Annotated in this window: 16 protein-coding genes; 7 read left to right on the top strand and 9 right to left on the bottom strand. The window is 65.3% G+C overall.

What is annotated here, in order from left to right; translation table 11 throughout:
- Positions 1 to 15: 15 nt before the first annotated feature.
- The 8 genes from AB870_RS16245 to AB870_RS16210 all read right to left on the bottom strand — a co-directional run bounded on the left by AB870_RS16245 (position 16) and on the right by AB870_RS16210 (position 8,424).
- Positions 16 to 657 (bottom strand): LysE family translocator, encoded by a 642-nt coding sequence (locus AB870_RS16245; protein WP_047905510.1) that lies wholly within the window; start codon positions 655 to 657, stop codon positions 16 to 18.
- A 180-nt stretch (positions 658 to 837) separates the two neighbouring features.
- Entirely contained in the window at positions 838 to 1,806 is a 969-nt protein-coding gene (locus tag AB870_RS16240) for an ABC transporter substrate-binding protein (RefSeq protein WP_047905509.1), read from the bottom strand.
- Positions 1,807 to 1,889: 83 nt separating this feature from the next.
- A complete protein-coding gene (locus AB870_RS16235) occupies positions 1,890 to 3,185 on the bottom strand; it encodes a c-type cytochrome (protein WP_047908298.1) in 1,296 nt (431 codons plus the stop codon).
- A gap of 93 nt (positions 3,186 to 3,278) precedes the next feature.
- Positions 3,279 to 4,133: an ABC transporter ATP-binding protein gene (locus tag AB870_RS16230; protein ID WP_084663781.1), complete on the bottom strand. Its 855-nt coding sequence runs from the start codon at positions 4,131 to 4,133 to the stop codon at positions 3,279 to 3,281.
- Entirely contained in the window at positions 4,127 to 5,272 is a 1,146-nt protein-coding gene (locus tag AB870_RS16225; protein WP_084663779.1) for an ABC transporter permease, read from the bottom strand. The genes AB870_RS16230 and AB870_RS16225 overlap by 7 nt, the downstream gene beginning before the upstream one ends.
- A 23-nt stretch (positions 5,273 to 5,295) precedes the next feature.
- A complete protein-coding gene (locus AB870_RS16220; protein ID WP_084663777.1) occupies positions 5,296 to 6,357 on the bottom strand; it encodes an ABC transporter substrate-binding protein in 1,062 nt (353 codons plus the stop codon).
- 59 nt (positions 6,358 to 6,416) lie between these two features.
- Positions 6,417 to 7,298 (bottom strand): class II aldolase/adducin family protein, encoded by an 882-nt coding sequence (locus AB870_RS16215; protein ID WP_084663775.1) that lies wholly within the window; start codon positions 7,296 to 7,298, stop codon positions 6,417 to 6,419.
- Between the two features lie 28 nt (positions 7,299 to 7,326).
- Positions 7,327 to 8,424 (bottom strand): LLM class flavin-dependent oxidoreductase, encoded by a 1,098-nt coding sequence (locus AB870_RS16210; RefSeq protein ID WP_047905508.1) that lies wholly within the window; start codon positions 8,422 to 8,424, stop codon positions 7,327 to 7,329.
- Positions 8,425 to 8,675: 251 nt separating this feature from the next.
- On the opposite strand from AB870_RS16210, the gene AB870_RS16205 reads away from it, so the two are divergent.
- The 5 genes from AB870_RS16205 (at position 8,676) to AB870_RS16185 (ending at position 16,281) form a co-directional block, all read left to right on the top strand.
- Positions 8,676 to 9,947: an acyl-CoA dehydrogenase family protein gene (locus tag AB870_RS16205; protein WP_047905507.1), complete on the top strand. Its 1,272-nt coding sequence runs from the start codon at positions 8,676 to 8,678 to the stop codon at positions 9,945 to 9,947.
- Positions 9,944 to 10,627: a cysteine dioxygenase family protein gene (locus AB870_RS16200; RefSeq protein WP_084663773.1), complete on the top strand. Its 684-nt coding sequence runs from the start codon at positions 9,944 to 9,946 to the stop codon at positions 10,625 to 10,627. Before AB870_RS16205 ends, AB870_RS16200 begins: the two co-directional genes overlap by 4 nt.
- Positions 10,628 to 10,687: 60 nt before the next feature.
- The gene (locus tag AB870_RS16195) at positions 10,688 to 12,331 is read left to right on the top strand and encodes a rhodanese-related sulfurtransferase (protein WP_047905506.1); all 1,644 of its coding nucleotides are present in this window, start codon (positions 10,688 to 10,690) and stop codon (positions 12,329 to 12,331) included.
- Between the two features lie 155 nt (positions 12,332 to 12,486).
- Entirely contained in the window at positions 12,487 to 13,710 is a 1,224-nt protein-coding gene (locus AB870_RS16190) for a glycosyltransferase family 9 protein (RefSeq protein ID WP_053059411.1), read from the top strand.
- A 309-nt stretch (positions 13,711 to 14,019) separates the two neighbouring features.
- Positions 14,020 to 16,281 (top strand): autotransporter outer membrane beta-barrel domain-containing protein, encoded by a 2,262-nt coding sequence (locus tag AB870_RS16185; protein ID WP_053059410.1) that lies wholly within the window; start codon positions 14,020 to 14,022, stop codon positions 16,279 to 16,281.
- Here AB870_RS16185 and AB870_RS27150 read toward each other — a convergent pair.
- Positions 16,269 to 16,796, bottom strand: a complete 528-nt coding sequence (locus AB870_RS27150) for a hypothetical protein (protein ID WP_237170164.1) — start codon at positions 16,794 to 16,796, stop codon at positions 16,269 to 16,271. The two genes, AB870_RS16185 and AB870_RS27150, sit on opposite strands and share 13 nt — an antisense overlap.
- Between AB870_RS27150 and AB870_RS16180 the strand changes: the two genes are divergently transcribed.
- A complete protein-coding gene (locus AB870_RS16180) occupies positions 16,746 to 18,695 on the top strand; it encodes an autotransporter outer membrane beta-barrel domain-containing protein (RefSeq protein ID WP_237170138.1) in 1,950 nt (649 codons plus the stop codon). The genes AB870_RS27150 and AB870_RS16180 overlap by 51 nt on opposite strands.
- Before the next feature lie 42 nt (positions 18,696 to 18,737).
- Positions 18,738 to 19,536 (top strand): IS5 family transposase gene (locus tag AB870_RS25710; protein ID WP_418303969.1). Its coding sequence is split into 2 segments (ribosomal slippage): positions 18,738 to 19,009 and positions 19,008 to 19,536, totalling 801 coding nucleotides; the frame shifts between segments, so codons are not numbered across the junction.
- Positions 19,537 to 19,566: the final 30 nt, after the last annotated feature.

Below are 19,566 nucleotides of genomic sequence, written 5' to 3'. Positions count from 1 at the left end.
GAACGCAGGTATAGCTCAAACCCGCGACGTCAGCAACTGCCACCCTGCCGCACCGAAGACGACGGCCAGACAGCCGTCGAGCCAACGGCGGATTCCGAGGTACACACGCCGTGCGGTTTGCGTCGAGAACAACATCGCGTAGCCGCAGAAGACCATCAATCCGAGCCCCGCGCAGCCGGGCACGACGGCGACCGGCATGCTCCCGTCCGGCCCCGACGACAACGCGACCACGGACATCCACCCCAGCACCGCCTTCGGATTCGTGAGGTGGAACAGCGCGCCGCGCACGTAGAGGCGCTTGAGGGACAACACCCCGTTGGCGTCCGTCGGCACGAACGCCGCTGCCTTTGACGGACGTAGCGCTGCACGCCCCGACTTGAACGCCAGCCACAGCAGATAGGCACCGCCGAAGAGCTTGAGCGCGACGAGAAACTGCGCGTAGGCAAGCAGCGTGGCCGAGATCCCAAGCATGGCGACCGTCGCCCAGAACAACGAGCCGGACATGACGCCCAGTGCGAACGTGAGCGCCGGACGGCGGCCATGGTGGGCGGCGATGGACAGGATCGCGAGATTGCTCGGGCCGGGACTCGCGGCGTTGACGAAGTACGCCGTGAAGGCGACCACAAGATGGGCGCAGAGCGCGGTGCTGACGATCATGGCGGACCTGATGCCCGACGGCCGATACCCGGTGAGGGGCAAGCAGACGGGCAATCTGACGGGAATCGTCAGAGTGTCGGGGCGTGCCTCGCCCCGCGCCATAGACAGTTCGCGTGTTTTCTACCGTGCCAGTTCGCTGGGTGTTGACCCGCTCGCTATCCGTTCAGACGTTCCGCCCTGTCACACCTTGATCGGAAAGCGCCGGTCGAAGGTCGGTCGGACATCGAGCGGTTGACGTAGCAACCCGACCTGCGCGTAGAAGTCCGCGGTGCGTTGCTGCTCGGCGACGAGTGCATCGTCGATGTTGCGCCATTTCGTGGCGCGTCGGGAAAACTGGAGCTTCGCCGCCTCCGGCGCAATGCCGATGATGCGCGCCATCGCGGCCGAGAACGCGTCCACGTGCTGGTAAGACCACACTTGCGCACGCACCACCCGGGCCAGAAAGTCGCGCAGCACTTCCTGTTTGGCGGCGATGGCGGCGTCCGTGGCGGCGAGATAGCTCAGCCCCGACCAGAGTCCCCGGCCGTTCACGAGCACGCGCGCCCGTCCGGTCGTCTCCGCCACGGCGGTGTACGGCTCCCACGTGGCCCAGGCATCCACCGACCCGCTGGCAAGCGCCGTGACGGTGTCGGCCGGCGGCAGGAAGCGAAAGTTGACGTCGCCCGGTGCAAGCCCTGCCGCCGTGATCGCCTTGAGCGTGACGAAGTGCCCGATGGAGCCGCGCGTCGTGCCGATGTTCTTGCCTTTGAGGTCGGCGGCGGTGCGCAGCGTCGCGTCGGGACGCACCAGCACCGCCGTGCCGTACGCGTCCGAGCGGTTCGCGCCCACGATCTTGATCGCCGCACCGGCGGACAGCGCGAAGATCACCGGGGCGTCGCCAATCGGTCCGCAGTCGACTGCGCCTGCATTGAGCGCTTCGGCCAGCGGTGCAGCTGCCGGAAATTCCGTCCACTGAATGTCGTAGGGCAGTTGCTTCAGTTCATCGGCCGCTTCGAGCAGTGCGCGCAGCCCGCCTTTCTGGTCGCCAGCTTTGAGGACAGGGCGTCCCGGTTGGGCGAACGAGGTGCCCGGCAGCGCGAGTGTGGTCATGGCACCGGCGGCGCTGGAAGTCGCGACGTACTGCAGGAAACGGCGTCGGGAAATCGTCATGGTCAAAGCCTGAGTTGGATTGGGATGTGGAAAAAACCTGGTGAGATGGCGATGGCGAGGGCTAATCGAGCGCTAATCGAGCGCTAATGGACGAAGCCGCCCTTGACGAAGCGCACCGGGTCGTCGTCCATCTGGCGCAATGTCGCACTCAGCGCATCGCGTGGCCCGCGGGAAAGACTCCCGCCGTCTCGTGCGCCGGTGCCGGCCGGTTCGCTCGCACCGTTCCCGGGCAGCGCGGTCGCCGTCGTGCACATCAGAGCGCCGTCGGCCCAGCCGCGACGCCCGGCCGGGGCGAGCGCGCGCAGCCAGCCATCGCGGTCGACGAGCCACTCGGTGCCGGCAAGCGCCGACGCCGAGGTGCCTGCAAGCTGCGCGAAGACTTGCCAGGCCTCGGGCGAGTCCGCGACGCAATCCGCCCGGGTGCCGAACAGCGGTGTGACGTTCGATGCCTTGCGCGAGGATGCGACGGTACGAACCGCCGCTACCGCCTGCTCTGGCGTGCGCGTTGGCGTCTGCGCCTCGCCGGGCCGGATCAGCAGCGTGAGGAAACGAGGGTCTTCGAACGGTGCCGGATGCTGCGCATCCACGGCCACGACCCGAACCCGCTGTCGAGCGCGCCATGCGGTGATCTGGCGGGCCGGGCCGGTTGCACATTTCACGGCGACGGACGGCAACGCAATCGGCACCGGCCAACTGCCGCCGGCGGCCATGCCCGCCGAGGCCGAGAGCACGCGCATGTAATCGAGCGCGGCCCATACCTCGCGGTCGCTGAGACGGCCGATGAAGCCGGGCATCGTCACGCCGTGCCCGTCACGCATGCCGTACAGCACATGCCAGAACAGCTCGCCATCCGCGCGACGACTCAGCAGCGCACTGGCCATGGTCGGCGGCCAGCGATCGAGCGTGGCGGCCAGCGGCCCCTCGCCGCGCCCGTCGGTGCCATGGCATGCGGCGCACTGCGCCGAATACACGCGCGAGCCGCGCGCAATGCTCTGCACCGTGAAGCCTGTCGGACTCGAATGAAAGCTGGTCGGCACGGCCGCCGTGAGCCATAGCGAGGGCGACGGCCAGGGCGCGAGCGCCAGCGCGCCCACGGCGGCCGCCGTCAACCAGCGCCATGCGCGTCGCCACAGCAGCGCGGCCGCCAGGCAGACGAGGGCAAACGCAATCGCTGCCAGCATCCATGCGAACTGCCGGGCGAGGGCAACGTCGATGATCAGATTTTCTCCGGCGATGCGCGAGGCGAATGGCCACGCCGGCGCGCCGTGCGAGTCGTCGGTCATGCCCAGCGCATATAGCGCGCGCAGCGACGTGGACTGCGTGAACTGCACGCCTTGCAGCAGTGCATTGAGCCAGAGATGGGCGGGCGGCGAAGTCATCGAATCCGCTCCGCCTGCGAGCACCACGACGACCGCCTGCGCATCGACTTCAGCTGCACAGCGAAACTGCGACCTGCGAACGCATCGGGAGCCTTACCAGCTTGCATCGAGACCAAGGTGTCGGAGCGCTTCGTGGCGCAGTTCGGTAATGCGCGCGTCGCCGCGATGGCGCGGATACGGCAGATCGACGCGTAACTCCGCCACGATCCTTGCCGGACGCGGACTGAACACGATCACTCGCTGCGCGAGGAAGAGCGCTTCTTCCACATCGTGCGTGACGAGCAATGCGGAGAATCCGGCGCGTTGCCAGAGATCGACCAGTTCGCTTTGCATCGCCAGCCGCGTGAGCGAGTCGAGCTTGCCGAGCGGCTCGTCGAGCACCAGCAGACGTGGATCGTTGACGAGCGCACGGGCCAGCGCCACGCGTTGCGCCATGCCGCCCGAGAGCTGGTGCGGAAATGCGCTGGCGAATTCGGACAGGCCCACGCGTGCCAGCGCGGCATCGACACGGGGACGCTCCTTCGCGAGCACGCCCCGCGCTTGCAGCCCCAGCGCGACGTTATCGCGCACCGTGCGCCACGGGTACAGCGTGGGATCCTGAAACACGACGATGCGCGACGGATCGGGGCGCGTGATCGGCGTGCCGTCCTGCGTGATCGCGCCGCGCGTGGCCGTCTCCAGACCGGCAACCAGACGCAGCAACGTGGACTTGCCGCACCCGCTCGGGCCGAGCAGCGCGACGAACTCGCCGGGCGCGACGCTCAGATCGACACCGTCGAGCACTTGCAATGGCGACTGGCGCGAGCCGAACCAGTGGCTCACCCCCTGGATATCGATCTGCGCGCCCGTGTCGTTCGCCGGCGCGCCGTGAGGGCGGGTGCCGTTCGCCGTCGAAGACTCGGGACGAACGCCGGAAAATGTCGGAGATGCATTGGCGGCGCTTACCATTTGACGGTTCCTTTCTGCCAGGCGAGTGCACGGTCGCGCACAGTGAAAAGCAGCGTGATGACGCCGGAGAAAAGCAGGGCCATGACGATCAGCGCGGCGTACATATTGACGTACGACGCCCAGCCTTGCGCCCACGTGAGATACCAGCCGAGACCGGACTTCACGCCCATCATTTCGGCGGTCACCAGCACCGAGAACGACGCCCCCAGTCCCATGAACAGGCCCACGAAGACATTTGGCAGCGCAGCGGGAATTGCCACGCGCAGCACCAGAAACGCTTCGGACGCGCCCAGCGTGCGTGCCACGTCGTAGTAGCTCTTGTTGACGCCTGCGACGCCCGACCACGTGAGCACGGCCACGGGAAAGGCCGTCGACAAGGCGATGAGGAAGGCCGCCGCCGAATAGCTCGACGGGAAGAAGTAGAACGTGAGCGGCAACAGCGCCGTGGCGGGCACTGGGCCGAGCACGCGCAGGACCGGATGCACCCAGTAGCCGATGGCGCGCGACCAGCCGATGGACACACCGATCAGAAAGCCTGCGATCGCACCGAAGCCGAAGCCCAGCCCGAGCAGCTTGAGCGTGTTCGCGGCGCTGTCGCCGAGACGTCGCCAGTCTTCCGTATAGACCTCGATGAGCGCCTGCGGCGGTGCGAAAAACGGCGTGGGCAGCGAGCCGGTCTTCGCGGTGAGGATTTCCCAGGCCGAGAGCGCCAACGGAATGGCCACGAGCCATGGTCCCGCACCGGTCAGGACTTTACGCAGCCGCAGCAGCGGCGGCGTTGCACGGCCAGCGACGGACAGCACCGCAAGCAATGCGGCCACAGCCAGCGCGAACACGCCCAACTCCTCGGTGAATGCCCAGTCGGAGAAGCCGGCGACCTTGTTCGGCCAGCGCAGCGTGATCGCACCGAAGGCCGCCCACGCCAGCGCGGCGGCGAAGCCCACACCCCACAGCGCAGACGTACGCGAGGCGGCAAACAATTGCTCGATTTCGGTTTCGTCGAAGGCCGGGATGCGCGGCACGTCATCCGCGCTTGCCGCGCCGGTCCGCAGCGCGGACCCCCCGGCCTGTTCCGTCAGCTCAAGCGCACTGGCGGGCGATGCACCGCGCAGGGCGGCGTTATCGAGAATGGCACTCATGATCACTTGTCCCGGAGGTGCGCTCAGCCCAGCACGTTGGCGTAGACGTGTTGCGCGAGTTTCTGCGGATCGGTCGTCTTCTTGAGCACACCGATGCGGCGGAAGTCGTCGGCGAAGTACGCGATCTCATCGCGCAGGTCCACGCCGGTCGGGTGATGGGAGTATGTGAGCGTGGCGTACAGCTTGCGCAGATCCTCCGGGCTGATCTTCGGCGAATACTTCGCAAAGATCTTTGCGGCCTCGTTCGGGTTCTCGTTGACGAACTCGGTGGCCTGCACGATGGAGCGCGCCAGCGCACTCGCTGCGGCACGGTCGTTGCGCACCAGATCGCCGCGCGCGCCGATCACGCAGCACACCTTGCGGGCGTACTCGCCGGTGAGATTCGTCGCCAGTTCGACGTAAGCGCCGTTGGTGCGCTTCTCCAGCAGATAGAGGTTCGGATCGCCGTCGGCAATCGCCTGAATCTCGCCCTTGTCCACGGCCACGCCGAGCAGGTCGGCCGGGTACTGACGCCACGTGATGTCGCGCTCGGCATCGATACCGTTTTTCGCCAGCAGAATCTGGAAGAAGTGCTTGCCCGGTGCCGCGAGATCCGACACACCGACCGTTTTGCCCTTGAGCGCGGCGAGCGATGTGATGCCCGCCGCCTTCGAGCCGAGCAGGCGCACGCAGCCGCCGTGCGAGCTGCCGATGATCTTCACGTCGAAGCCCGATTCGAGCGGCTTGAGCCAGCGGTGAATCATGCCCACGGCCGCGTCGGCCTTGCCGGTGGCGATCGATTCGAGCAACTGGTCCGTCGAGCCGCTGTAGTTGATCAGGTCGACTTGCAGGCCGTTCTTCTCGAAGAAGCCGCGCTCCTGTGCGGCGACGATAGGCGTCAGGCAAAACGAGTTCTGGTTCCACGCGAAGGTGAGCTTCTTCGGCTGCGACCATGCCTGACGCCCGAGCAGCAGAGCGGGCGCGGCGAGCGCGACAGCGGCGCCCGCACGCAGCACTTTGCGGCGACCGGTGTACACATCGGTTGGCGTGGCGATGGTGCTGGTACCGGCAATGCCGGCGATCTTGTCGGTGCGACGGAACTTCATGGGTACGACTCCCCTGTTGATTTCTGTTGTCTGTAGGTCTGGTGCTTCGGTCGATGACGTCAGTCGAGCAGGTCGGGTTCGGCTTCGACGAGACCCTCGTAAAGGCTTTCGAACGAATACAGCGCGCCTTCGGGGCCACCGACCTGAGTGTGCGTGTGGCGCGCCGTCGCTTCGTCGATGGGCTGCGGTGTGCCGGCCGCTTGCGCGAGCAGCTGCGTGTGCGCGGCGTTCTCCAACGCGATGTACCACCATGCGGCGGCTTCCACGCTCGGCCCCGCAGTGAGAATGCCGTGGTTCTTCAGGATCACGCCCTTGACCGTGCCGTTGCCGTCCGGCTTGTTCAGCGCCTGCGCAATGCGATCGCCCTCGCTGCCGTCGACCACCATGCCGGTGAAGTCGTCGAACAGCGCGTGGTCTTCGAAGAAGCCGCATGCATCCTGCGTGAGCGGGTCGAGCGTACGGCCCAGCGTCGACCACGCCTTGCCGTAGGTCGAATGGGTGTGAGCGGCGGCGACCAGATGCGGATGCGCTTCGTGAATCGCCGCGTGGATCGCGAAGGCGGCCTTGTTCAGCGGACGGTCGCCCACGACCGTCTCGCCGTTCGCATTGACGAGCAGCAGATCCGAGACCTTGATGCGCGAGAAATGCACGCCGAGCGGGTTCACCCAGAAGTGATCGGTCAACTCGGGGTCGCGCGCGGTGATGTGCCCGGCCAGACCGAGATCGAAGCCGTGGCGGGCGAAGATGCGGAAGGCCGCGGCCAGGCGAGTCTGGCGATGGCGGCGCTCGGCGACGATGTCGCTGCGCACGGGCGGCGTATCGAACCAGAAGCGTTGCCGCGGGGCGGCATTGAGCACGAGCCCGGTCGGCGTGGTGCGGGTGTCCGGCACGTACGCGCTACGTCCGAAACCGGGGGTGTCGACGGGCAGAACGGCAGCCATTGGGTTTCTCCTATGCGTCAAAAGGGCATCAGGCCGCGCGACGCGTGGCGTCGTTCTGCCGGTCGCGTTCGGCCACGAGCGTGCGCAGGCGGGGGATGAGTTCGCGGCCATAGTCGATGACATCGCCCAGTGGGTCGAAGCCGCGAATGAGGAATGTCGTCACGCCGAGGTCGTAGTAGTCGAGCAGGGCGTCGGCGACTTGCTCCGGCGTGCCCACGAGCGCGGTCGAGTTCGAACGCCCGCCGATGAGCTTGGCGATCTCGGTCCACAGCACCTTGTCCAGGCGCGCGCCCTTGTCGGCGGCGGCGAGCAGGCGTCGCGCGCCTTCGCTTTGCAGCGCCGAGCCCTGCGGCAGACCGGCGGCTTCGCGAATGGCTTTGGCCTGCGCAAGAATCTTCTCGGCGCGCTCCCACGCCTTGGCCTCGGTCTCGGCCAGCACCGGCCGGAACGACACCGAGAAGCGCGGCACGCGGCCGTACACCGCGGCGGCGGCGCGTACGCGCGTGGTGATGTCCCGCACCTGATCGAGCGATTCGCCCCACAGCGCATAGATGTCGGCATGTTTGGCCGCAACTTCGAGCGCCGCTTCCGACGCCCCGCCGAAGAAGATCGGCACGTGCGGCTGCTGCACCGGCTTGACTTCCGAGAAGCCCTGCTTGAAGCGGTAGTACTTGCCGTCGTGATCGAACGGCGTGTCTTCCGTCCAGATGCGGCGCAGGATGCCCAGATACTCGTCGGTGCGCGCATAGCGTTCGTCATGCAGCAGGAAGTCGCCGTCGCGCTGTTGTTCTTCGTCGGAGCCGCCGGAGATGAAGTGCACGCCGAGGCGTCCGCCGCTGAACTGGTCGAGCGTGGCGATCTGGCGTGCGGCGAGCGTCGGCGCGACGAAGCCGGGGCGGTGCGCGAGCATGAAATGGATGTTCTCGGTCACGGTCGACGCGTACGCAATCGTGAGTGTGGCCGATGGGCTGGTCGAGTGGTGCGGCACGAGAATCCGGTCGAAGCCCGATTGCTCGTGGGCGCGCGCAAAGTTGCGCACGTAATCGCGGTCGACAGCGGGGCCTTGCTTCGGATGAATTTCGGACTGCTTACTGCTTTGAATCATGCCGATGATCTCGACGCTCATGACGCTCTCCTTATGTGGACTCAGGGGCGCGTGCACGGCGACGTGGGTCGGTTTGCGCTACACGCCCATCGATCGGAACAGACGGTGAATGGGTGTGAGCCTACGCAAACAATCTTCGGCCGTTAAATAATCATTTCCGCAAAGATTATTCGATATGGATGGTTGGGGCGGACTGTGCCGGGCCTTACGCTATGGGCATTGCGTAGATCGGCGCGTCCTGCGTCGAACGCGTATTTGCTTATTCCAAAATCATGTCTTCTTCCGGTCTCGCACCTTCCGGGGCGGTGCTGCCCCTGCCGCGTGCCGACGGCCCGGCACGTCTGGCGCAACTGGACGCACTGCTGCCGCCCATCACACGCGCATTGGCCGAAGGCGCCGCGTCGCTCGACCGAGATGCGCGCTTTCCGTTCGATAACTTCTCGCTCCTGCATCGTCACGGCCTGATCGCCGAGGTCGTGCCGCGCGCTGCGGGCGGCGGTGGCGGCGGGTTGGCAACGGCGCGCCGCATCGTCGGCGCCATCGCCGCGGGCGAGTCGGCCACGGCGCTCGTGCTGACCATGACGTATCTCCAGCACCGCTCGCTCGCGCGTGCCGGTACACGCTGGCCCGAGGCGCAACGCCGCATGGTGTTCGAGAGCGCGGTGCGCGACGGCGCGCTCATCAATGCGCTGCGTGTCGAACCGGATCTCGGCACGCCTGCGCGTGGCGGTTTGCCATCGACGATGGCGCGCCGCACGGAAACCGGCTGGCGTTTGTCCGGCCGCAAACTCTATTGCACGGGCATTCCGGCGTTGCGCTGGCTGTCGGTCTGGGCACGCACCGACGAAGCGGAGCCGCGCGTCGGGGTGTTTCTCGTGCCGCGTCCGGCCGGACCCGAAGCGTCGCCAGATCGACCGGGGATTCGCGTCGTCCCGAATTGGGATCACCTCGGCCTGCGCGCCTCCGGCAGTCACGAGGTGGTGCTCGAAGACATCGATTTGCCGTTCGGCAATGCGGTGGATATCCGGCTGCCGGGCGAATGGGCGAGCGCCGGTATCGGCCAACGCGACAACGACGCTCACGTCGAGCAACAGGCGTGGATGAGCGTGTTGCTCGGCACGCTGTACGACGCCGTGGCGCGCGCCGGTGTCGATTGGCTCGTCACCTTTCTCAACACGCGTGTGCCCGGCAATCTCGGCGCACCGCTCGCGACCTTGCCTCGCGTTCAGGAGGCCGTTGGCGAGATCGCCGCGCTGCTGCATGTCAATCGGCGCCTGCTCGACGCGGCAGCACAGGCGGCCGATACGGGAGAACCCGATGACGACATCGCCAGCGGTGCGCTAAAGTTCACGGTGACGGGCAACGCGATCCGTGTGCTGGAACTGGCCTTGCAGCTCTCGGGCAACCACGGGCTGTCGCGCAACAACCCGCTCGAGCGCTATCATCGCGACGTGCTGTGCAGCCGTATCCACACGCCGCAAAACGACACCATTCTGGGCGCTGCCGGCCGGCAGGCGCTCGCTGCTTTCCGGGAATCTGCATGACAGGTACTACCGAAGTGTTGGATGGCATCGCCTTGTCGCGCGATTTGCCAGCACATGAATACAACGCGCTCGACCCGCTCGACCCGCTCGACCCGTTGCGCAACTTCGTCGCGGCCTTCTCGCGCCTGTTGGAACGTCGTCCGCACGAGACGACGTTGCTCGAAGAGGGCGCGGGGCTGCTCGCCCGGCTCGTTGCCCGCGATGACTGGCTGCCGGATGCCTTCGCCGCGCCGCATCCCGATCATTACCAGCAATTCCTGCTGCACTGCGACTCGGCACAGCGCTTCTCCATCGTGAGCTTCGTCTGGGGCCCCGGACAGCGCACACCGATTCACGACCACACGGTGTGGGGGCTGATCGGCATGTTGCGCGGCGCAGAGAATTCCCAGCCGTATGTGCTCGATGCGAACGGCATTCCCGTCGTGGCCGGCGAGCCGGTCCGGCTCTCGCCGGGCGACGTGGAGGTGCTGTCGCCGCGTCTGGGCGACATTCACCGCGTCAGCAACGCGTACGACGACCGGGTGTCGGTCAGCATCCACGTGTATGGCGCGAACATCGGCGTGGTGCATCGCAGCGTCTTCACCGAGACGGGCGAGCGCAAGGGCTTCGTGTCCGGCTATGCCAACGCGCAGTTGCCGAATCCTTGGCGCAAGGCTGCGCCCCCTGACGGCAAGCCATAATTCGGCGATGGACCGACCATCGACAGGCAGCTCCGCATCAACTTCTGACGAATTCAAGGAATGACCGTGTCCGTTCAATCGACCGACGTGCCGTCGCAGGCCGCAGACGCCACTTTCCCCGAACTGACTTACGCCGACGTGCGTGCCGCGCTGCTCGCCCGTGAGGAAATCGCGCTGCTCGACGTGCGCGAAGAAGATCCCTATGCGCAGGCGCACCCCCTGTGGGCCGCGAACCTGCCGTTGTCCCGCGTGGAAATCGACGCGTGGGCGCGCATTCCGCGCCGCGACACGCGCATCGTCCTCTACGGCGCACATGACGGCGAAGATCTTGCGCCGCGTGCGGCGGCCGTGCTGCGCAGACTCGGCTACACCGGCGTCAATCTGCTCGCCGGCGGGCTGGACGGCTGGATCGCTGCCGGTGGCGAGGTGTTTCGCGACGTGAACGTGCCGAGCAAAGCCTTCGGCGAATGGGTCGAAGGGCTGCGGCATACGCCCTCGCTCAGCGCGCAGGAGGTGCAGGCGCTGCTCGATTCGGAAGCCGACGTGGTCGTCGTCGATGCACGCCGTTTCGACGAATACCAGACCATGAACATTCCCGGTTCGACGAGCATGCCCGGCGCCGAGCTGGTGTTGCGCATTCGCGAACTCGCCCCGGATCCGGCCACGCGTGTGATCGTCAATTGCGCCGGCCGCACGCGCAGCATCATCGGCACGCAATCGCTCGTGAACGCCGGTCTGCCGAATCCGGTGGCCGCGCTTCGCAACGGTACCATCGGCTGGACCCTCGCCGGTCAGACGCTCGAACATGGCGCCCATCGCCGTCACCCGGCGACGGTGCGCGAGGCCACGCTGGCCGTGGCGCGCGAAGGCGCCCGGGCCGTTGCGGATCGTGCGGGCGTGCGCCGCATTGCGTTGGAAGCGGTGCCTTCGCTGAACGTGCCGGGGCGCACCGTCTATCGCTTCGATGTGCGTACGCCGGAAGAATACGCGGCCGGGCATCTGCCGGATTTCGCGAGTGCCCCCGGCGGACAACTCGTGCAGGAAACGGATCATCACGCCCCGGTGCGCGGCGCATGGATCGTGCTGACGGATGACGACGGCGTGCGCGCCGACATGACCGGTTCGTGGCTCGCGCAGATGGGCTGGACGGTCTACGTCGTCGAGCCGCATGGCGCCGACGCACGCAGCGCGCAGGGCGGCTGGCCGCTTCACACGCCTAGCGCGCCGGACGTGGCCACCGTCACCCCGGCCCTGCTCGCGCGCTGGCTCGACGAAGCAGCGCCGGGCCAGCTTGCCGTGCTGGATTTCACGTCGGGCGTCAACTACGTCAAACGGCACATTCCGGGCGCGTGGTTCGTGATTCGCGCCCGGCTCGCAGAGGCCTTGCGCAAGATCGGTCCCGTGCAGCGTTATGTGCTGACGTGCGGTTCCAGCCTGCTGGCGCGTTTCGCGGCCGCCGACCTGCGGCGTCTGACCGATGCCGAGATCGTCGTGCTCGAAGGCGGTACGCAGGCGTGGATCCATACCGGGCTGCCGCTGGCCTCGGGCGAGACGCATCTGGCCAGCGCGCGCGACGATCGCTATCGCCGTCCGTACGAAGGCACCGGCAATGCGGCGGCCGCCATGCAGGCGTATCTCGACTGGGAGTTCGGCCTCGTCGAGCAACTGCGGCGCGACGGCACGCACCACTTCCAGGTCGTGTGACACGTGCGCAGGCGGCGCGAGAAGGCGAGGTGGGCGACCGTCCCGGGCCGGCACCCGTGGCATACTCCCGAACTTCGAACGCCGCCCCGCGTGCCCCGTCGGTCCGATATGCCGGACGGGGGCCGCGTTGCGGCCGACCTGCCCTCGATCCGACCATGTCACAGCCGCAGCGCCGCTTCGCCAGCCTTATCGATCCGTGCACCCGCATACCTTACGAGTGGGTGTATCACGAGCCCGACGTCTTCTTGCAGCGCACGTCCCGGCTTTCCGTCGCCAAGAAGTACCTCCATCGACGCGTGCGTCTCGCGCTTAGCGGACAGGCACGCCGCGAGGTGCGTCATGTCGCGCCGGGCGCGCGCGTCCTGTGGATCTATGGCGGGAAGGCGTCGGTCGGCGATGCCGTGATGGACATGTCCGGTCGCGCGTTGCTGCGCGATCGCGAAGGTCACATCGATTTGCTCGTTGGGCCGAACCTCAAGGCCGTGTTCGAGGGCGACGACATCTTTCGCAAGATCTTCGACGATCCGGCAGCCGTGAATCCGGCCGACTACGACGTCGTCGTCCTCCAGGAATTCAACTATCCGACGCTGCGCATCAAACGCCGCTTTTTCGCGACGCTGCCGTTCGCGTGCCTGTTCCGTTTCTTCCACGGCCCGGACCGTAATCAGACACAGTTCAGTCTGGCCGCCGTCAACGATGTGTTCGGTCTGCAACTCGCGGCGGACGAACTCTTCGCGCGCGCGAAGCCTTATCTGCGCGAAGAGACGGACTTGCCGGAAGCGGTCGTGAACCGGTTGCCGCCGGGACCGTTCATCGTGCTGGCGATGGGCGGTGTCGAGCCGCGACGCACGTATGCGCACTGGCGGGCGTGCCTGGACGCCTACGACGCGGCGTGGACCCCGGACCTGCCCACGGGCATTGTCCTGTTGGGTTCGGGCAACGGTGCGGACGCGGCCAGCGTGCTCATGGAAGCGACCTTCGAGCACCTGGAGCTGGTGTCGTTCGTCGGGGAACTGACGTTGCGCGACGCCAAGCGCGTGATTGCCAACGCGTCGCTGTTCGTTGGGGCGGACGGTGGGCTCATGCACGTGGCGCACACCACGCGCGCCCCGAGCGTCACCCTGTTCGCGGCGGCGGAGCCACCGTATCTTCGCCTCACACCGCGTTGCCGGTCGACGCCGTTGCAGACGGAAAGCGACGTGAGCGCGCTCGATCCGGTCGAACTGGCCGACACGATCCTGGCCACGCTGTCGGCCATGCCGTCGTTCGTGCCCAATCTTGCGGGGCAGACGCAATCGTCGCAATCGTCGCAAACGCCACAATCGCCAAGGCCATCGCCGGCATCGCTGTCTTCCCCAACGCCCGGCGCATCGCACTAGGACAGTTCTTCCACCCTGCGCCGTACCCGCACGCCATAGGCGCCCGGATGGCCGCGCCCCGAGCATTGCACGAAAGCCCCGCGATGACACCTGTCAACGTTGACAGGTGCGGTTTCGTGCATCGGAACCTAACTTTCAATCAATAAAGACGCCGCAACTCCATGATTGCATAGGGTTTTCCCTGCACACAACAAGCGGCGTGACAGTCCGTGATCCCGGGGGCCTGGTTTACGGCGGATCGCTTGGTGGGGGCGTCCGCCGGTCTTGTCGTATCGATCGGTTTGTCATGCCTTTGCATAGGAGAACCGTATGAAAACGTCAAAGTCCCCGACGCCGCCGCGTCATCAGATCTCCCTGGCCGTCGGCGTGGTGCTGGCCTGTCTGGCGGCTCAGGCGCATGCTGGCATCGTCGATGGCGTTTCGCAGACAGTGACGGCGCCGGGCGACCCGAACGAACCATGGCAGGTCCACAACAACGGGTCGCTCACGGTAGAGCCGGGCGCGGCGACCAACGCCATCGTGGTCGATACGGGCAGCACGCTAACGCTCAATGGCGCGACGGTCGGCGCTACCGGGAACAACCCTGGCGTGCAGCTTCTGAATACCTCCGGTGTCATCACGAATTCGACGATCACCAGCGCGGCTGGCGCGGGATTGGCGCTCGGAACGCTAGGCACGAATGCGATTGCACCAAACGCCACCGTCACCGGCAGCACGATTTCCGGTTTCGCCATTGCCGCGCAGGTCAGTTGGAAGGGCACGCTCACCTTGAACAACAGCACGATGAGCACAGGCACCGGTCTGGTCGGCGGTGGGCAGTTCAACGCCGGGGTGGCGAATTTCGATTCCACCGTGATCATGAATGGCGGATCGTCGACAGGCCGGAACGGCGTCTGGGTCACTACGGGGGCCGGCGGATCATCGTCGTCGACGACCCTCTCCGGCGCCAATATCGTCGGCACGAACGGGGCCGGGATCCTGATTCAACCGTCGCCTGGCCAAACCGGGAACCGCTCCGCAACGCTGCTGATCGACGGCGGAACCAGGATCTCGGGGTCGGACGGCAACCTCATCAGCGCCGTCGGCCCGATCACGTCGGCGATCACGATCGACAATACGCCGCTCACCGGCAATGTGACCGGCGATGGCACCGCGGTTGTCAACCTCACCTTGCAGAACAACACGTCGTTGACTGGATCGCTGACGAACCTGACCTCGCTTGCGGTGAATTCAGGATCGCAATGGATGCTCACCGGCAACAATTCGGTGCCTACCGTCACAATGAATGCCGGCACCATCGATATCTCCGGCACGGCCGCCGGCACTGGCGCGTTTCACACGCTGACGCTCGGCTCTCTGTCCGGCAATGGCGATTTCCGGATGGGCACGAACATCGCTGCGCACACCGGCGACCTGCTGGCGGTCACGGGCAACGCCACAGGCGCATATCAACTGCATGTTCGCAATAGCGGGGCGGAGCCCACCGATCTGACGCCGCTGACGGTGGTCACGACTGGCGGGGGCGGTGCGGCCTTTTCGCTGGTCGGCGGCAAGGTCGACGCGGGCGTCTACAGCTATGACCTGCGCCAGGACGGCAACAACTGGGTGCTCGCGACCGATCCGCACGATCCCGGCGATCCGGGCGGTCCGGATCTGACCCCGGGCGCCCAGACCGTCATCGGTATCTCGGGCGTGGCGCCCACGGTCTGGTACGGCGAACAGGCTATCCTGCGAAGCCGTCTCGGCGATGTGCGTATCGCGGATCAGAGCAACAGCGGCGTGTGGGTCCGCACGTTCGGCAAGCAGTTTCATGCGACACCGGTCTCCGGCGTGGATTATCGCCAGACGCAATATGGCGTGATGGGCGGTGCCGACGCTGTTGTCGGCAAGGCTTGGGGCGGGACTTGGCTCGTGGGGGCATTGCTCGGCACCAGCCACAGCAAGCTGTCTTTCGATGGCGGTTCGACCGGCGGCGTGAACAGCTATACGGCTGGTCTGTATGGCACATGGCTCGGGCCGACGGGGTACTACTTCGAGACGGTGGCGCGCTACAACCACTTTCAGAACGACGCCAATGTCATCATGAGCGACGGCGAAGGCGCGCATGGCAGCTTTGGTGAAAACAGTTTCGGCATTACGTTCGAGTTTGGCCGCCACATGAGATTCGCGAACGACTGGTTCGTCGAGCCATACGTGCATCTGGCGCTGCTTCGCGTGGGCGGCGACGACTTCACCCTGACCAACGGCATGGCGTCGAACACCGACCATACGGGATCGGTGCAGGCGCGAGTCGGCGCGGCGTTCGGCAAGACCGTGTCATTGAGCGGCGGTGGTGTCATTCAACCTTACCTCAAGCTCGCCCTGGTGCAGGAATTCATTTCCAGCAATCGGGTCACCGTCAACGCGATCTCCTTTAACAACGATCTGTCCGGCACCCGCTTCGAGTTCGGTGCGGGGGTGACGGGTCAGGTGCGCCGCAATCTCCAGATCTACTCGGAAGTCGAGTCGAGCGTGGGACGTCATATCAACCAGCCGTGGGGCGTGCAACTGGGCGTTCGCTACACGTTCTGAGCCGATTCAGGACCCTCAAAGGGGGTGGGTGTGTTTTGGTGAATATGGTGGAATATCGATGAATTATCGTGAATATTGATGTTTTTCTCCATTTCATTGGAGGTTTTTGAGCGATTTTTAGTACGCTTCGCGTCGTTTTTGATTTCTTTTTGGAAACGACCATTATGCGTACGACAAATCTGCGGCGCATCGCCGCAACGCCTTTCCCGAGCCGAATCGCAGGAGCCGTTGCGATTCTTCTCGCCTGCCTGAGTGCGACCGCCCACGCCGCAAGGATTGACGACGGGGGAGAGCACGAGCTCGATGCCCCCGGCAATCCGGACGAAGTCTGGAGCGTGGTCAATGGCAGTCAGTTGACCGTCAAACCGGGCACGGCAACCAACTCGATCCATGTCGGCGCGGACAGCCGCCTGATCCTGGACGGCGCGCAGGTCGTCAGCACTGTCGGGGCGAACAGCGGCGTAATGCTCGAAAGTGCGTCCGCGACGATTACCAACTCCAGTGTCACGAGTCACAACGGAAGTGGTCTATGGCTGGGACAGGCCGCGGGGAGCGCAAAGCCTTCCACCGCAACGGTCACAAACAGCACGATCAGCGGTAAAGGGTCTGGCGTTCATATGGGCAGAGAGGCGACGCTTGTGCTCAACGATTCGCACGTCACCGCCAACGAAGGGTTCCTCGGCGGACACAATATCGGGGCCTACGTTCGCGACGCCCAGCTTTTCGTCAATGGCGGATCGATCACCGGCGACAAGGGACTTTGGTTGTCGAGTGGTTCGCTAGGCGACGAATCCTTCGCTGTGCTGAACGGCACACATATCGTAGGCAGGAACGGCGCGGGGATTCTGATCGAGGCCGACGCGGCGCATGTCGAGGGCAAGAGGGTGTCGCTCATGATTGCGAACGGCACGACAATCACCGGCAGCGACGGCGTGCTGATCGAACTCAGTAAGGGCGTCGATTCGACCGTGACCGTTGACAATTCCCAGCTCACCGGCGACATCGTGAGCGATGGCAGTGCGACGATGGATCTGACGCTGCAAAATTACGGATCGATCACCGGCAAGCTGATCAACGTCGATTCGCTGGCGGTCAATTCGAACGGCAAATGGGCCCTGACGGCCGACCAGGAAATGGCCCGGATCACGATGGACGGCGGCCTGATCGACATTCACGGCACGGCGGCCGACGGCACGTTCCATACGCTCGACGTCGCTGACCTGTCCGGCAACGGCACCTTCCAGATGCAAGCCGATCTGCAACTGGGCGGCGCCGACCTGCTCGACGTGGAGAACGCCACCGGCGAGCACCAGTTGCACGTCAGGAATACGGGGACGGAAGGCGGCGTCCAGACGCAGCTTCTGGTCGAGCAGGGCGGTGGCGACGGCAAGTTCTCGCTCGTGGGCGGCAAGGTCGATGCTGGTGTGTATTCCTACGAACTGAAGTCCAGCGGCGAGGCCGGGGGCGAGCAATCGTGGTATCTGGAGAAAACCGAAGAGATTACGCCGGGTACCGACGCGGTGGTGAACGTGCACAGCGCGCTGCCGACGGCGTGGCTCGGCGAGCACACGGTGCTGCGCACGCGACTGGGCGAAGTGCGTCTGGGCGACGGCGAGAAAGGGGGTACCTGGGCGCGCGTATTCGGCGGCAAGTACAACGCGCGTCCTTCGGCGGGTTCCGGCTACAACCAGAATCAATGGGGGGTGGTCGGCGGTAGCGACAGGGTCGTTGCGCAAAACGATGCGGGCCGCTGGCTCGTCGGCGGCATGTTCGGTACCAGCACGAGCCAGTTGAAATTCAATAACGGTTCGCGTGGCACGATCGACAGCCACACGGTGGGCGCTTACGCGACCTGGCTAGGCAACAACGGCTACTACTTCGACGGTGTGCTCAAGTACAACCGCTTTGGCTCGGAACTGGATGTGCGCATGAGCGACGGCATGCGCAGCAAGGGCGACTTCGTCAATCATGGCGTGGGTCTCTCGGCGGAAGTCGGCCGCAAGATCGAGTTCGGCAACCGCTGGTTCATCGAACCGTTCGGGCAAGTGACGGGCATGTGGGCCAACGGCTCGGATTTCACGCTGGATAACGGCATGCATGCCAAGACGAGCAGCACGAAGTCGCTGCTGGGCACAATCGGCATGCATTTCGGCAAGACGTTCGAGACCGCGAAAGGCACGTTCCAGCCTTACGGCAAGCTCGCGCTCACCCAAGAGTTCGTGCGCAGCAACTCGGTGCGCGTGAACGGCATCGAATTGCAGCAGGATATCTCGGGCACGCGCGTCGAAGTCGGTGCGGGTCTGGCCGCGCAGATGACGAAGAATCTCCAGGCCTACGCCGACGCGAGCTATTCGCTCGGCAAGCGGCTGGATAAACCGTGGGGCGTCAATGTGGGGGTGCGCTACCGCTTCTAAGAACGTGTTTGCGATCTTCTGGTCATCCCTGATAATTCGAGGATGACGAGAAAGAAATACGCGAGTGACATAAGCCGAGAGAAGTTCTCGGAGATCGAGCCGCTGTTGCGCAGCGTGCGCCGGCGCACGAAGCCCACGACGGTGGACTTGTACGAGGTGTTTTGCGCGGTGCTGTATCTGTTGCGTACCGGTTGCCAATGGCGCTTCTTGCCCAGCGAGTTTCCCAAGTGGCAAACCGTCTACGCGTATTTCAGCAAATGGAGTCAGCCTGACCAGCACGGCGTGAGCGTGCTGGAGCAGGCACTCAAAAAATCAGGTTGGCGCGGCGCGCACAAGACAGGGACGCAGCGCCAGCACGACGTTCTTGATCGTGGACGCGCAGAGCGTGAAGAACACTGACACGGCAGCGCATAAGGGTTATGACGCGGGCAAGAAGGTGTCGGGCATCAAGCGTCATATTGCCGTAGACACGCAGGGCTTACCGCACGCCGTGGCGGTAACCACTGCCGAGGTGAACGATCGCAAAGGAGCGTTGCTGGCGTTCGAGCACGGCAAGCCTCGCTTGGGACAGGTGCAAAGTGTGCTGGTCGATGGCGGTTACGTGGGCGAACCCTTCGCGCAGGGCGTGCGCGAGATCTTGGGCGAGCGGGTCACGGTGCAGATCGCCAAACGCAGCGAACTGCATACTTTCAAGGTCCTGCCGCAGCGTTGGGTCGTCGAGCGCAGTTTCGCCTGGCTGGAGAAGAACCGGCGCTTATGGAAGAACTGTGAGCGTTTGCTCAACACCAGCTTGCAGTTTGTCCATCTCGCCTTTTTGGCACTGCTGCTCAGGAGATCGTAAACCGGCTCTAAGAATCTCCGAAGGGGTGTG

The sequence above is a fragment of the Pandoraea faecigallinarum genome (genome assembly GCF_001029105.3).
Classification (GTDB): Bacteria; Pseudomonadota; Gammaproteobacteria; order Burkholderiales; family Burkholderiaceae; genus Pandoraea; species Pandoraea faecigallinarum.
Note: the sequence above shows the minus strand (reverse complement) of the source record. Positions and strands in the feature narration are given on the sequence as shown.